General features: G+C 61.5%; 10 protein-coding genes and 1 pseudogene. 9 read left to right on the top strand and 2 right to left on the bottom strand.

Annotated elements, in window-relative coordinates; all coding sequences use genetic code 11:
* Positions 1-288: pseudogene (locus tag VFE81_RS21730) on the bottom strand (amidohydrolase); the annotation flags it as partial.
* A gap of 178 nt (positions 289-466) precedes the next feature.
* Between VFE81_RS21730 and VFE81_RS21725 the strand changes: the two are divergent.
* Both VFE81_RS21725 and VFE81_RS21720 read left to right on the top strand, forming a co-directional pair.
* Positions 467-2,545: a molybdopterin oxidoreductase family protein gene (locus VFE81_RS21725; RefSeq protein WP_325046569.1), complete on the top strand. Its 2,079-nt coding sequence runs from the start codon at positions 467-469 to the stop codon at positions 2,543-2,545.
* A 147-nt stretch (positions 2,546-2,692) separates the two neighbouring features.
* A complete protein-coding gene (locus tag VFE81_RS21720; protein WP_325046568.1) occupies positions 2,693-4,366 on the top strand; it encodes a long-chain fatty acid--CoA ligase in 1,674 nt (557 codons plus the stop codon).
* A 215-nt stretch (positions 4,367-4,581) separates the two neighbouring features.
* Here VFE81_RS21720 and VFE81_RS21715 read toward each other — a convergent pair whose 3' ends face one another.
* A complete protein-coding gene (locus tag VFE81_RS21715) occupies positions 4,582-5,766 on the bottom strand; it encodes a porin (RefSeq protein ID WP_325046567.1) in 1,185 nt (394 codons plus the stop codon).
* 302 nt (positions 5,767-6,068) lie between these two features.
* Here VFE81_RS21715 and coq7 point away from each other — a divergent pair, with 302 nt between their 5' ends.
* The 7 genes from coq7 (at position 6,069) to VFE81_RS21680 (ending at position 13,789) form a co-directional block, all read left to right on the top strand.
* A complete protein-coding gene (gene coq7 / locus VFE81_RS21710; protein WP_325046566.1) occupies positions 6,069-6,701 on the top strand; it encodes a 2-polyprenyl-3-methyl-6-methoxy-1,4-benzoquinone monooxygenase in 633 nt (210 codons plus the stop codon).
* Between the two features lie 513 nt (positions 6,702-7,214).
* Entirely contained in the window at positions 7,215-7,643 is a 429-nt protein-coding gene (gene mraZ / locus VFE81_RS21705; protein ID WP_006053203.1) for a division/cell wall cluster transcriptional repressor MraZ, read from the top strand.
* 15 nt (positions 7,644-7,658) lie between these two features.
* The gene (gene rsmH / locus VFE81_RS21700; protein ID WP_325046565.1) at positions 7,659-8,612 is read left to right on the top strand and encodes a 16S rRNA (cytosine(1402)-N(4))-methyltransferase RsmH; all 954 of its coding nucleotides are present in this window, start codon (positions 7,659-7,661) and stop codon (positions 8,610-8,612) included.
* Positions 8,609-8,959 carry a cell division protein FtsL gene (ftsL, locus tag VFE81_RS21695; protein WP_325046564.1) on the top strand — a complete coding sequence of 117 codons (351 nt, stop codon included), beginning with the start codon at positions 8,609-8,611 and terminating at the stop codon, positions 8,957-8,959. The genes rsmH and ftsL overlap by 4 nt, the downstream gene beginning before the upstream one ends.
* Positions 8,956-10,821, top strand: coding sequence for a penicillin-binding protein 2 (locus tag VFE81_RS21690; protein WP_325046563.1), 1,866 nt, complete (start codon positions 8,956-8,958; stop codon positions 10,819-10,821). The genes ftsL and VFE81_RS21690 overlap by 4 nt, the downstream gene beginning before the upstream one ends.
* Positions 10,818-12,365: a UDP-N-acetylmuramoyl-L-alanyl-D-glutamate--2,6-diaminopimelate ligase gene (locus tag VFE81_RS21685; RefSeq protein WP_325046562.1), complete on the top strand. Its 1,548-nt coding sequence runs from the start codon at positions 10,818-10,820 to the stop codon at positions 12,363-12,365. The genes VFE81_RS21690 and VFE81_RS21685 overlap by 4 nt, the downstream gene beginning before the upstream one ends.
* Positions 12,362-13,789 (top strand): UDP-N-acetylmuramoyl-tripeptide--D-alanyl-D-alanine ligase, encoded by a 1,428-nt coding sequence (locus tag VFE81_RS21680; protein ID WP_325046561.1) that lies wholly within the window; start codon positions 12,362-12,364, stop codon positions 13,787-13,789. The genes VFE81_RS21685 and VFE81_RS21680 overlap by 4 nt, the downstream gene beginning before the upstream one ends.
* Positions 13,790-13,792 lie beyond the last annotated feature (3 nt).

Below are 13,792 nucleotides of genomic sequence, written 5' to 3'. Positions count from 1 at the left end.
CGCCGTCGCCTTGCTGGCATAGGGAAGGCCGGTGCTCTCGGAGATCGGCAGCGCATCCATGTCGGCGCGCAGTCCGATCGAGCGCGATCCGTTGCCGCGCTTCAATATGCCGACTACGCCCGTTTTGCCTAATCCGCGATGAGTTTCGATGCCCCAGGACTCAAGTGTCCTGGCAACCAGATCCGCTGTGGCTGTCTCTTCGTAACGCAGCTCAGGGTGTGCATGAATCGTTCGGCGGAGGGTCTGAATTTCGCCGTGGGCGGCCTGGATTTCTGGGATCAGTTTCATGATGGTGCGCTTGTGCTTTGCTTTGCGTGGAATCGCTCGGGGCCATATCGCCCGGGCACGTTGATAACCGATTCTACGCCGAAGGCGTTTTTGGCGGCACCGCGCAGGTCAACGGGCAACGGACGTAATAAAATCCGGGATCGCCTCACCGCTTATCGCTCTCCTGGACGGATCGCCGATGAATGCTCCGACTGAATTCGCCCGCGCGGTGTGCCCGCACGATTGCCCTGATACCTGCGCGATGCGCGTGACCGTCGAAAACGGACGGGCGATCAAGGTCGTCGGCGATCCCGACCATCCTCCGACTCAAGGTGCGCTATGTACCAAAGTCAGTCGCTATGCCGAGCGGGTGCACCATCCGCATCGATTGACGACACCGATGAAGCGCGTCGGCCGCAAAGGCGAAGGCCGTTTTGAGCCGATCAGTTGGGATGAGGCGTACGAATTGGCCGCAGCACGCCTGTCGGAGATCGCGAACCGGGCGCCAGAAGCCATCATGCCGTACAGCTACGCGGGCACGATGGGTCTGGTTCAGGGCGACAGTATTGCGCAGCGGTTCTTTCACAAACTCGGCGCATCGCAATTAGACCGCACGATCTGTGCGGCCGCCGGTGCGGCAGGGCTGAAATACACCTACGGCGCCAGCCTCGGCATGCTCACAGAGTTTTTTGCCGAGAGCGAGGTCGTTCTGATCTGGGGCTCGAACCCCATCGCGTCGAACCTGCATTTCTGGACACGCGTCCAGGAAGCGAAGCGTCGCGGTGCACGGTTGATCGCGATTGATCCGTATCGGTCACTGACGGCGGAAAAATGCCACCAGCACATTGCACTGAAGCCCGGAACCGACGGTGCTTTAGCGCTCGGCATGATCAATGTCCTGATTGCGGAAAACCTGCTCGATCATGCCTACATCGCGGCCCAAACGCTGGGATTCGCTGAACTCAAGGTCCGTGCGCTCAGCTATCCGCCGTCACGTGCCGCCCAAATTTGTGGTGTCGACGAGCAGGTGATCGTCGATCTCGCGCGCCTTTACGGCAGCACGAAAAAGGCCGCGATCCGGATGAACTATGGCCTGCAGCGAGTGCGTGGCGGCGGTAATGCCGTGCGCGCAATCGCCTGTCTGCCTTCATTGACCGGCGCATGGCGCGAGCGGGCGGGCGGTGTGTTGCTGTCGTCGGGTGGATGGGCGCCGGTAGATTCGTACGCGTTGCAGCGCCCGGACCTGATGCCGGGCTGGCCAGCGAAGCCATCGCGCGTCATCAATATGAACGCAATCGGCGACGCGTTGCTGCATCCGGGCGATGCAACGTTCGGCCCGAAAGTCGAGGCGATCATCGTCTATAACTCGAATCCTGTGGCGGTCGCGCCGGACTCGGAGCGGGTCGCCGCAGGTTTTGCGCGCGATGACCTGTTCACAATCGTGCTCGAGCACTTTCAGACCGACACCGCGGACTATGCCGATCTGCTTTTGCCTGCCACGACACAGCTCGAGCACCTCGACGTGCACAAGTCCTACGGACACACGCACGTGATGGTCAACTTGCCGGCAATCGCGCCGATCGGCGATGCACGCCCGAACACGGAGATCTTTCGCGGCCTCGCGCGTCACATGGGCCTTCAGGAGCCCGCGCTTTACGATAGCGACGACGCTATCGCACAGTCGGCATTCCGCTGGAACGATACAACGCTGCAAGGCGTCAGCTGGGACTCGCTAAAGAAAACCGGCTGGGCAAAACTGAACCTGCCTGACGCGCCTTTCGCTGAGGGTGGCTTTCGTACACCGTCCGGCAAATGCGAGTTCTTCAGCGAACGCCTTGCGCAGCAAGGACTCGATCCGTTGCCGGACTATCTGCCGCCTTACGAATCCGCAGACGGTGCGCCCGAGCTTGCCGCCCGTTACCCGCTCGCGATGATCTCGCCGCCCGCCCGTAACTTCCTGAACAGCACCTTCGTGAACATCGAAAGTCTGCGCTCGACGGAAGGCGAGCCGCACCTGGACATCCACCCGGCCGACGCGCAGCAGCGAAGCATTGCCGACGGCAATCAGGTGCGCATATTCAACGATCGTGGGTCGATGCACGCGCGCGCTCGTGTCACCGACAAGGCACGTCAAGGGCTCGTGGTCGGCCTGTCGATCTGGTGGAAAAAACTCGCGCCCGACGGCCGCAACGCCAACCAGGTCACCAGCCAGGCGCTCACCGATCTGGGCGGATCGGCCACGTTTTACGACTGCCTCGTCGAAGTCGAACGTGCCTGAAAACATGCTCAAAAATCTCGCGGCTACGGCCCTCAACGGGTTCGAGGCTGCAGTCTAACCCAGCCGCTTTTCGCGAATAGCAAAGGGGTGCCCATGCTACGATGCGTTTTTAGCACGACCATTCGAAAATAAAGGAGGAGACGCTGCATGGACAAAATCTGGCTGAAATCTTATCCACCCGGCGTTCCCGCAGAGATCGACCCGACCCGCTATACGTCCGTCGCCGAACTGCTCGAAGAGGCCTTCCGCGAGCACCGCGCCAAACCGGCGTTCGTTTGCATGGGTAAGGAGATCAGCTACGGCGAGCTTGACGCGCTTTCGCACAAGCTGGCCGCGTGGTTTCAGTCGAAGGGCCTTGCCCGCGGCGCACGCATCGCGATCATGATGCCGAACGTGCTGCAATATCCGGTGGCAATTGCGGCGATCTTGCGCGCTGGCTACGTCGTTGTGAATGTGAACCCGCTTTACACCCCGCGGGAGCTCGAGCATCAGCTCAAGGACAGCGGCGCGGAAGCGATTATTCTGCTCGAAAACTTCGCCGTCACGCTGCAGGCAATCGTACGCAATACGTCGGTCAAGCACGTCGTCGTTGCCGCAATGGGCGATCTGATTGGCGTGAAGGGCGCGCTGGTGAACTTCGTCGTGCGCCGCGTGAAGAAGATGGTGCCGGCGTGGAGCCTGCCGGGTCACGTCAAGTTCAACACCGCGATCGCCGAGGGCGCTCGCCAGCGTTTCAAACCGGTCCAGCAAGGTCCGGACGACGTCGCATTTCTACAGTACACGGGCGGCACGACGGGCGTGGCCAAGGGCGCGACGCTCCTGCATCGGAATCTGATCGCCAATGTGCTGCAGTCGGAAGTCTGGCTCGATCCGGTTCGCGCTAACCGCACGGACATCGATCAGTTCATCACTGTTGTCGCGTTGCCGCTTTATCACGTCTTTGCGCTGACGGTTTGCGGACTTCTGACGATCCGTACCGGCGGCCTCGGCGTGCTGATTCCAAATCCGCGCGACATCCCCGGCATGATCAAGGCGTTGGAAGGCTATCCGATCACAACGATTCCCGCCGTCAACACGCTGTACAACGCGATGCTGAATAGCCCCGACTTCCACAAACTCGATTTTTCGAAGCTGATCGCGGCCAACGGCGGCGGTATGGCGGTGCAGGAAGCCGTCGCTAAACGCTGGTTCGAGCATACGCATACGCCGATCATCGAGGGCTATGGTCTGTCGGAGACGTCGCCGTGCGTCACCTGCAATCCGGTCACCGTCACGGAATATAGCGGCACGATCGGTTTGCCGCTGCCGTCGACGGAAATCTCGATTCGCGACGATGAAGACAATGAGGTGCCGCTCGGCCAGCCGGGGGAAATCTGCATCCGCGGCCCGCAGGTGATGGCTGGCTACTGGAACCGTCCGGACGAAACGGCCAAGGTCATGACGCCGGATGGCTTCTTCAAATCGGGCGACATCGGTTTGATGAACGAAAGCGGCTTCGTCAAAATTGTCGACCGGAAGAAGGACATGATTCTGGTCTCTGGCTTCAACGTCTATCCGAACGAAATCGAGGACGTGGTCGCCAAGCTGCCGGGTGTATTCGAAGTCGCCGCAGTCGGCGTGCCGGATCAGCATTCGGGCGAAGCGGTGAAGCTGTTCGTCGTGAAGAAAGACCCGGCGCTTACCGATGCGGACATCTTCGTGTATTGCAAACAACAGTTGACCGGCTACAAGCGGCCGAAGATCGTCGAATTCCGGACTGAGTTGCCCAAGAGCAATGTCGGTAAGATTCTGCGTCGCGAGTTGCGTGACGGCCGGGCATAGGCGTATCACGCGCATCCAGTCCAACGCCCAGATCAAAGCCGACTAGAAGTAACGCATTGCAGGACAGAAAGAGAAAGGCCCGGCAGATGAAAGTCTGCTGGGCCTTTCTCTTTGGCCCGTCGTTTCCACTCCAACCAGTCGACGTGCGCGCCGCGCGGCCCATAAAAAAAGGCGCCCGAAGGCGCCTTTGAGGCAGACTGCTTTATTACGACTTATTAGAACTTGTGGCGAATGCCGACGCGAGCCGCGAGTTGGTTCTGGTTCGAAGAACCCGTCAGGCCGTTGATGCCAGCCGTTGCGTTGACCGTAACACCCGTTGCGCTCAGCGTTTCGCCCAGAGCGTGTTGATACACACCAATCACGTACACGTCGGTACGCTTGGACAGGAAGTAGTCCACGCCGAGCGAGCCTTGGTGGTACTGAGCACGCGATGCGCCATTGATTTCCGCGCCGCGCGTGTAGTCATACGCTGCGCCGACCAGCAATGCCGGGGTCAACTGATACTTGAAGTTGAGTTCGGCGTTGTTGAACGTAGCCGTCTGACCCTTGAACGGCGACGTGAACGAAGCCCCCAGGTTGCCGAAGCGGATGTTCGAGTACGTCGCACCGATCGTTGCTGCGCCGAACGTGTATGCGCCGCCTGCACCGATCACCTGGTACGTGTTAGCCGAGGCGAAGCCGGCATAGACCGGCGACGTCACAGCGAAGTTCGAGAGGGCACCCGCGTTCGTCGAGGCCGTGCCGCCGTTGTTGAACAGGCCGCCCGATGCTGCCGGGGTGCGCGCGTTCAAGTAGCCGACGCCCAAGACCAACGGACCGTTGTTGTAGCCAGCGCCCAACGACCAGATCTGGTTCGACGTAACGTTGCCAGCAACGCCGCCGAAGCTGTACGTGCCGCCGAACGTCAGGCCGCCGTAGTTTGCGCTCGTGTACTTGACCGTGTTGTTGGTGCGGTACGCGTTGTTGAAGTTGTCGATGTCACCCGGGTGAGCAGCGATGTAGCCGCCCCATTGGTCACCGGCTTCCAGCGGACCGACGTAGTCGACGACGGAGTCGTATTGACGACCCAGCGTGACCGTGCCGAGCTGGCTCGACAGACCGACGTAAGCTTGACGACCGAACATCAGGCCGCCTTGACCCAGCTTGCCGTTGTTCACGTCAAAGCCGTTTTCGATCACGAAGATTGCCTTCAGACCGCCGCCCAGATCTTCCGTGCCGCGCAGGCCGAAACGCGAGCCTTGCATGACGCCGCTGGACAGGTTGTACAGGTGCTTGCCACCCGAGTTGGTGTTGATGTTGAAGCCTTCGTCAATGATACCGTACAGGGTCACGCTGCTCTGAGCATGTGCGACGCCTGCGAATGCGCCCAGTGCTGCGAGAGCGAGAAGCGACTTTTTCATCGAATGATCTCCAAGGATTACGAATCTTTTGTACAAGGCGAATATTTATGTAGCGTTGAGGCCTTGCAGGTCCAACTTCGCGAGAAGTTGCACGTAATGTAACAAAAGGCATACATGCCACAAAGAAAAAGGAGACGGCCAGGACGGTTCCTGTTTCGTTTACGCAACATGGTCTAAAATCCAGAATTGGCCGCTGGATTCGCCCGAATTCGCGGTTCGCGGAACGCCGGTTTTGCCTTGCAAAGCCTTGTCACGCGGACCTTCCGGCGTGACAAGGCGGTTGTCGAATCAGGGAGTGCTGAATGTTTCTGGACGAGTTAATTAGCGAGTTTGATCGGGGTTTACGCTCAATGACTGGCGTGTCGCGGATGAGTCGTCCGTTGCCAGTTCCGCAAGAATCGGCGGCGGAGCCTGCCGAGCTCTCCCCGGCGGAACGCGCGCATGCGGCCGGCTTGATGCGTGTGAACCATGTCGGCGAGGTGTGCGCCCAGGCGCTTTACCAGGCTCAGAAACTCGTGACCAGGTCGCCGTCTTTGCGGGCTGTGTTTAATCACGCTGCCATAGAAGAAGAGGACCATCTGGCGTGGACCGCCAAACGCCTCGAGGCGCTCGATTCGCGTCCAAGTTTGTTGAACCCGCTCTGGTATACAGGTGCGTTGGCAATTGGCCTCGCGGCAGGCCGCTTTGGTGATCGGGTGAGTCTGGGCTTTATGGCCGAAACTGAGCGTCAGGTCGAGCAGCATCTGGATAGCCATCTGGATCAGTTACCCGCGGCCGACCGCCAGTCGCGTGCGATCGTCGAACAGATGCGCGTGGACGAAGCGGAGCACGGTAAATCCGCCATGGACGCAGGCGGCGTCGAGTTGCCGTTTCCTGCTCGCGCGCTGATGCGGGCGATATCGAAAGTCATGACACGCACTGCCTATTACATATAAGTTCGAGACGTCTGCTCAAGCACAGTCTGAGAGTGGGACGGCGCTTCGCGCGCCGTCTGACCGAAATACCCGGAACGCCAGCAAACACCTCCCAATCCCGCTTCACGATCTCTTACATTCCGCGACTTTCCCTCGTACTTTTCACGTATCACCTTCACAAGTTTCACTAGCTCATTCATTTATAACGGTTTTCCGTTTTATGTCTGACGTGAAGGAGTCGCGCTAAGTCCTTGTTCTAACAAACAAAATTCGCTCGAAAAGCGCGTATCTCCCTTGACCCCTGTTTAGCGTTACTCTAAAGTGGGAGACAGTGTGAGAAAGTGTATTTTTGTGTGATCTCACGGGCAGTTTCGGGTAGATTTTCACGAATCGGGCAGCCGGCGCAAAAACGCCGCGAGCAACCAAGTTGCATGGAACCGGGGTAAGTGCTCTGCATGGGGCCGGGGTAAGCGCTAAAGCGCTGACTCGGGCCGGCAGATGAAGCGCTAACTCTGGTCGACAAAGGAGAGCGAAGTGTTCCAAGGGGCGTCGGCGCTGACGCTCGATGCGAAAGGGCGGATGTCTATTCCCTCTCGCTATCGGGATGCGCTGCAAACACAGGCAGAGGGCCGGGTGACGATCACCAAGCACCCGGACGGCTGCCTGTTGCTCTTTCCGCGCCCGGAATGGGAGATCTTCCGCGACAAGGTCGACAAGCTGCCTATGAACGCGGCCTGGTGGAAGCGCATTTTTCTCGGCAACGCCATGGACGTCGATATGGACGGCGCGGGCCGCGTGCTCGTATCGCCTGAATTGCGCGCGGCCGGCTCGCTAGAGAAAGAAGTGACCTTGCTCGGCATGGGTCGTCACTTTGAGTTGTGGGACGCACAAATTTACGCAGCAAAGGAACAGGCAGCGATCGCCGAGGGCATGCCCGAAGCGTTAAAGAATTTCACGTTCTGATCGCGGACTACATATATGGCACCTGCGATGAGAAACGAATTGCAGCATCGCACGGTGCTGCTGGAAGAAGCGGTCGAAGCGCTGGTTACGCGCGCGGACGGCGTTTATGTAGACGGTACGTTCGGGCGCGGCGGTCATAGCCGATTGGTGCTGGAGAAGCTGGGTGAATCGGGGCGCCTGATTGCGTTCGACAAAGACCCGCTCGCCATCGCCACGGCTCAGCAGATTGCCGATCCACGCTTTGGCATCGTGCATGAGAGTTTTGCTTCACTGCGTGACGCGATTGCGGAGCGCGGAGTAGGGCGGGTGTCGGGCGTTTTATTGGATCTGGGCGTGTCGTCGCCGCAAGTCGACGATCCGGAGCGGGGTTTCAGTTTCCGCGCCGACGGCCCGCTCGACATGCGGATGGACCCGACGCGCGGCGAGTCCGCTGCTGACTGGCTGGCGCGGGCCACGGTGCAGGAACTGACGGAGGTGATACGAGATTATGGGGAAGAACGGTTTGCTTTTCAGATTGCAAAGGCGCTTGTTGCTCGCCGGGCAGAGTCCGACCGTCTTGGGCCTCTCGTCAGCACGGGCGAGCTTGCCCAAATCGTGGCTAACGTCGTCAAAACCCGTGAGAAGGGCAAGGATCCGGCAACCCGCACCTTTCAAGCTATACGGATTCACATCAATCAAGAGCTTGCGGAGCTGCAAGTCGTTTTAGAAGCAGCGTTGTCGCTGTTGGAGCAAGGGGGGCGGCTGGTGGTCATCAGCTTTCATTCGCTCGAGGACCGGATCGTCAAACGATTCATGCAGGCGCACGCCACTACGCCGACGGTGGATCGCCGTCTGCCGATTCGCGCAGTCGATCTGCCGAGCCCTCCGCTCAAAATCATCGGCCGCGTGTTCGCCAGCGACGCTGAAGTCGCCGCGAACCCGCGCGCCCGTTCTGCCGTGATGCGTGTGGCGGAGCGGATTGCACCATGAACCGCCTTAATATCTTCCTGCTGATGATCGTGATGGGTTGCGCTTTGTCTGTCGTCAACGCAACCAATCAGCAGCGTCAGATATTTATCCAGTTGCAGCGCGCTCAATCGCAGGAGCGCCAGCTGCAGCAGGATTATTCACAGCTTCAATATCAGCAGAGCGCGTTGTCGAAAACCTCGCGCATCGAGCAGATCGCCACGGATTCCCTGAAGATGCAGGCGGTCACGACCGGCCGCACCCAGTACCTGACGCTCGACCCGGGCGCAGCCAAGGCTGAGGACGCGCCGATCCCTACTTCCGGCCCGGCCTCGGCGCCAGTTGCGACCGGTCGCGGAGGCGTCCGATGAAAAAATCGTCGACTCGCAAAAGCGTCGCCTTTTCGGCGAACCCGATCCTGTTGGTGCGCCTGCCCATGTGGCGCTCGAAACTCGTCGTGTTCATGCTGTTTATGGCGTTTGTCGCGCTGACCGCGCGCGCCTTCTGGATTCAGGGGCCCGGCAACGCCTTCTATCAGAAGCAGGGTGAAATCCGTTACCAGCGCCGCCTTGAACTGCCGGCCACGCGCGGCAAGATTCTCGACCGCAACGGCCTCGTGCTCGCCACGAGTCTGCCGGTGCGCGCCATTTGGGCGATTCCAGACTCGGTGCCGGACGACCTCGGCGCCGACAAGCTGAACCAGCTCGGCAAGCTGCTCGGCATGACGAACAAGGAGTTGCGCACCAAGCTCTCCGAAGACAAGAACTTCGTCTACGTGAAGCGCCAGGTGCCGGTCGACGTCGCCGCGAAAGTCACCGCACTGGACATCCCCGGCATTTATGCGCGCGACGAGTACAAGCGCTTCTATCCGGAAGGCGAGATCACGGCTCACCTGATCGGCTTTACCAATGTGGAAGACGAAGGCCAGGAAGGCGTCGAACTCGGCGACCAGAAGTTGCTGGCCGGCATGTCGGGCAGCCGCCGCGTCATTAAGGACCGCATGGGCCACATCATCGAAGATGTGGACGAGCAAGTCGTGCCGCATAACGGCCAGGACGTCGATCTCTCGATCGACAGCAAGATCCAGTACATCGCTTACACGAACCTGAAAGCGGCCGTCGAGAAATTCAAGGCGAAGGCCGGTGCGGCGATGGTGATCGACGTGCGGACCGGCGAGGTGCTGGCGTTGGTTAACTACCCGACGTACAACCCGAACGACCGTTCGCACCTCACGGGCGATCAACTGCGCAACCGCATTCTCACGGACACCTTCGAGCCGGGTTCGATCATGAAGCCGTTCACGGTGTCGCTTGCGCTCGACCTGCACCGCGTGACGCCGACTACACTGGTAGATACGGGGCCGGGCCGCTTTGTGCTCGACGGTGCGCCGATTACCGACGACAGCGCGTTCGGCGTGCTGACGGTGGGTGGCGTGATCCAGAAGTCGAGCAACATCGGCGCGACGAAGATCGCCATGCAGCTCAAGCCCGAAGAGATGTGGAACATGTACACCAGCATCGGTCTCGGCCAGGCGCCGAAGGTCGGCTTCCCAGGCGCGGCGGCCGGCCGTCTGCGTCCGTGGAAGAGCTGGCGGCGCATCGAGCAGGCGACCATGTCGTACGGCTACGGCTTGTCGGTGTCGCTGTTCCAGTTGGGCCGTGCGTACACCGCGATCGCGCATGACGGCGAGATCATGCCGGTGTCGATTTTCCGTACGCCGAGCGATCAGCCGGCAACGGGGCCGCAAATTTTCGCGCCCACCACCGCTCGCGAAGTGCGCGCCATGCTCGAAACCGTCACGGCGCCGGGCGGCACGTCGCCGGATGCGGCCGTGCCGGGCTATCGCGTCGGCGGCAAGAGCGGTACCGCATACAAGCACGGGGCTCACGGTTACGACCACTCCAAGTACCGCGCTTCGTTCGTCGGCATGGCGCCGATGCCGAATCCGCGCATCGTCGTGGCCGTGTCGGTCGACGAACCGACGGCGGGCAGCCACTTCGGCGGTCAGGTGTCCGGTCCGGTGTTCTCGGCGATCGTCGGCGATACGCTGCGCTCGCTGAATGTGCCGCCGGACATGCCGGTCAAACAGATGGTCGTATCGGACGATTCGGCGCCTGCCGCGCCGGGCGCACCGCCCTCGCCCGGGGCGGCCAAGAAACTGTCCACCAGCAGTGGCGCGAAGAAGATGACGATCTCCGCCAATGCGAGAAGCCATCCTGGAGTTGTGCGATGAGCGCGCTGCGTAAGAAGCATCCGGCGCACCGGCAGATCGCCGCCGCACTCAACTGGCTGCACGCTCGCGTGCAGCCAGGCGCGCATCTGCACGCCGATACGCGCTCGATCGCGGCCGGGGACGCGTTCTTTGCCTATGCGGTCGACGGCGCGGACAACCGTCCGTTCATTAACAGCGCGATCGAGCGTGGCGCAGCAGCCGTACTCGTCCAGCCCGAAGGCTTTAGCGACGCGATCGATCCGTCCACGACGCTGGCTGTACCGGCGTTGAACGAACTCGCCGGTTCGATTGCGAGCGCCTGGTATAACGATCCGAGCGACGGCATGTTGGCGCTTGGCATCACCGGCACCAACGGCAAGACTTCGTGTAGCCAGTGGATTTCCGCGGCGCTGACCGCGCTCGGCAAACGTTGCGCGATCATCGGCACGCTCGGCACAGGTCTGCCGGGTCAACTCGTACACACCGGTTTCACGACGCCTGACGCCCCGCAACTGCAACGCAGTCTCGCGCAGTTGCGCGATGCGGGTGCTCAAGCGGTGGCGATGGAAGTGTCGTCGCACGCGCTGCATCAAGGCCGCGTGAACGGCACGGCGTTCGACATCGCCGTGTTCACGAATCTCACGCAAGACCACCTCGACTATCACAGCACGTTCGAAGCCTACGAAGGCGCGAAGGCGCAGTTGTTCGCGTGGCCGGAATTGCGCGCGGCGGTGATTAATCGCGACGATGCCGCTGGCCGCCGTCTGCTTGCCAGCACGCAAGGCCACGCCCGTACGATCGCGTACGGTCTCGACGAGACGCTGAAAGACGCGCCGCAAGCCGACGCGTTGCTACTCGCGTCGAACATACGTGCTACCGCGACTGGCACCGCGTTTCACCTGACCACGTCCGACTGGGGCAACGCCGAAGTCGAGGTGCAAACGCTCGGCGCATTCAACGTCAGTAATCTGCTCGGCGTACTCGGCGGATTGCTCGCCGCCGACGTGCCGTTTAACGCGGCGCTCGCCGAACTCGCGAAGCTCGAGCCGGTAAACGGCCGCATGCAACGTCTCGGCGGCCGTCTGCAGAACGACGAGCCGCTCGTCGTGATCGATTACGCGCACACGCCGGACGCGCTGGAAAAGACACTCGAAGCCCTGCGCCCGATGGCGGCTGCGCGAGGCGGCGAACTGATCTGCATGTTTGGCTGCGGCGGCGACCGCGACGCGACCAAGCGTCCGCTGATGGGTGCGATCGCCGAGAAGATCGCTGACGGTGTGGTCGTGACGAGCGACAACCCGCGCAGCGAAGATCCGCAGTCGATCATCGAGCAGATCGCCGCAGGCATGAAAGACGCATCGAAGGCGCGCCGCATCGAGGACCGCGCGAGCGCGATCCTGCAAGCGATCCGCAGCGCCGCACGCGAAGACGTCATCGTGCTGGCCGGCAAGGGGCATGAGGCAACACAGGAAATCATGGGTAAGAAACGCGCTTTCTCCGATCAGGACCACGCTCGCCTTGCGCTTGCCGCGCGGGCGACGCACGCACGCGGAGGTGGCGAATGACCCGGCGAGGTGTCGCGATGTTCTCGCTGCGTGAAGCCGCCGCGCTGATCCCGGGCGCGGCCGTGCTGGGTGACGACAGCGTCACGTTCGAACGCGTTTCGACTGATAGCCGTAGCGCTGGTCCGGGCGATCTGTTCGTCGCGATCAAGGGCGACCGTTTCGACGCGCACGACTTCCTGCCGGAAGTCGCGTCGCGCAACGTCGCGGCAGCGCTGGTGACGCGCACGCCAGGAGACTGGCACGTGCCCGCGTTGCGTGTGGCCGATACGCGTGTCGCGCTCGGCGCACTCGCACGTGGCTGGCGTCGCCAGTTCAGCATGCCGCTCGTCGCCGTGACGGGCAGCAACGGCAAGACGACGGTCAAGGAAATGATCGCGTCGATCTTCGCCGCTGCGGTTGGCGCGGACGCACGCCTCGCGACGGCCGGCAACTTCAACAACGATATCGGCTTACCGCTCACGTTGTTCCGTCTGCGCGCCGCGCATCAACTGGCGGTGGTCGAGCTCGGCATGAACCATCCGGGTGAAACCTCCCTGCTCGCGAAGATCGCCGAGCCGACGGTCGCGGTGGTGAACAACGCACAGCGCGAGCATCAGGAATTCATGGCGACGGTCGAAGCCGTCGCGCTCGAACATGCGAGCGTGATTCACGCGCTCACGCCGGAAGGTGTCGCCGTGTTCCCGGCAGACGACGCTTACGCGAGCATCTGGCGCGTCGCGGCAACAGGCAGTCGTATCGTCGACTTCGCTTTGAACACCGTCGAGCGCGTGACCGAAGCCGCAGTAACCGGCACGTTCACGGGCAACGTACTGAGCATCGATACGCCGGCAGGCCAAGTCGACGTCACGCTGCAAGTGCTCGGCAACCACAACGCGCACAACGCGTTGGCCGCGACTTCGGCTGCGCTCGCCGCAGGCGTTCCGCTCGAGGCAATCAAGCGCGGTCTCGAATCGTTCGGTGCAGTGAAAGGCCGCTTGCAGGTGAAGCACGCCGCGCTCGGAACTCTCGCTGGTGCAACCGTGATCGACGACACCTACAACGCGAATCCCGACTCGATGCGCGCAGCGATCGACGTGCTCGCGTCGCGCGAATCGCCGCGCGTGCTGGTGATGGGCGACATGGGCGAAGTCGGCGACAACGGCCCGGCGTTTCACCGCGAAATCGGTGCCTACGCCAAAGAACGCGGTCTCGACGCGTTGTACGCCATGGGCGACGCTTCGCGCGACGCCTGCACCGCGTATGGCGCGGGCGCGCATCACGTCGCCGATGTCGGCACGCTGGTCGCGCAATTGCAGCAAGCGGGTTTCGGCGCTGCTGCAACGCTTCTCGTGAAAGGCTCGCGCTTCATGCAAATGGAGCGCGTGGTGGACGCCGTAACGAGTCCACAACCCAACGCAGCGGGCAATACGCCCGCTGCACATTGAAAT

The organism is Paraburkholderia sp. (assembly GCF_035656215.1).
GTDB lineage: Bacteria > Pseudomonadota > Gammaproteobacteria > Burkholderiales > Burkholderiaceae > Paraburkholderia.
Note: the sequence above shows the minus strand (reverse complement) of the source record. Positions and strands in the feature narration are given on the sequence as shown.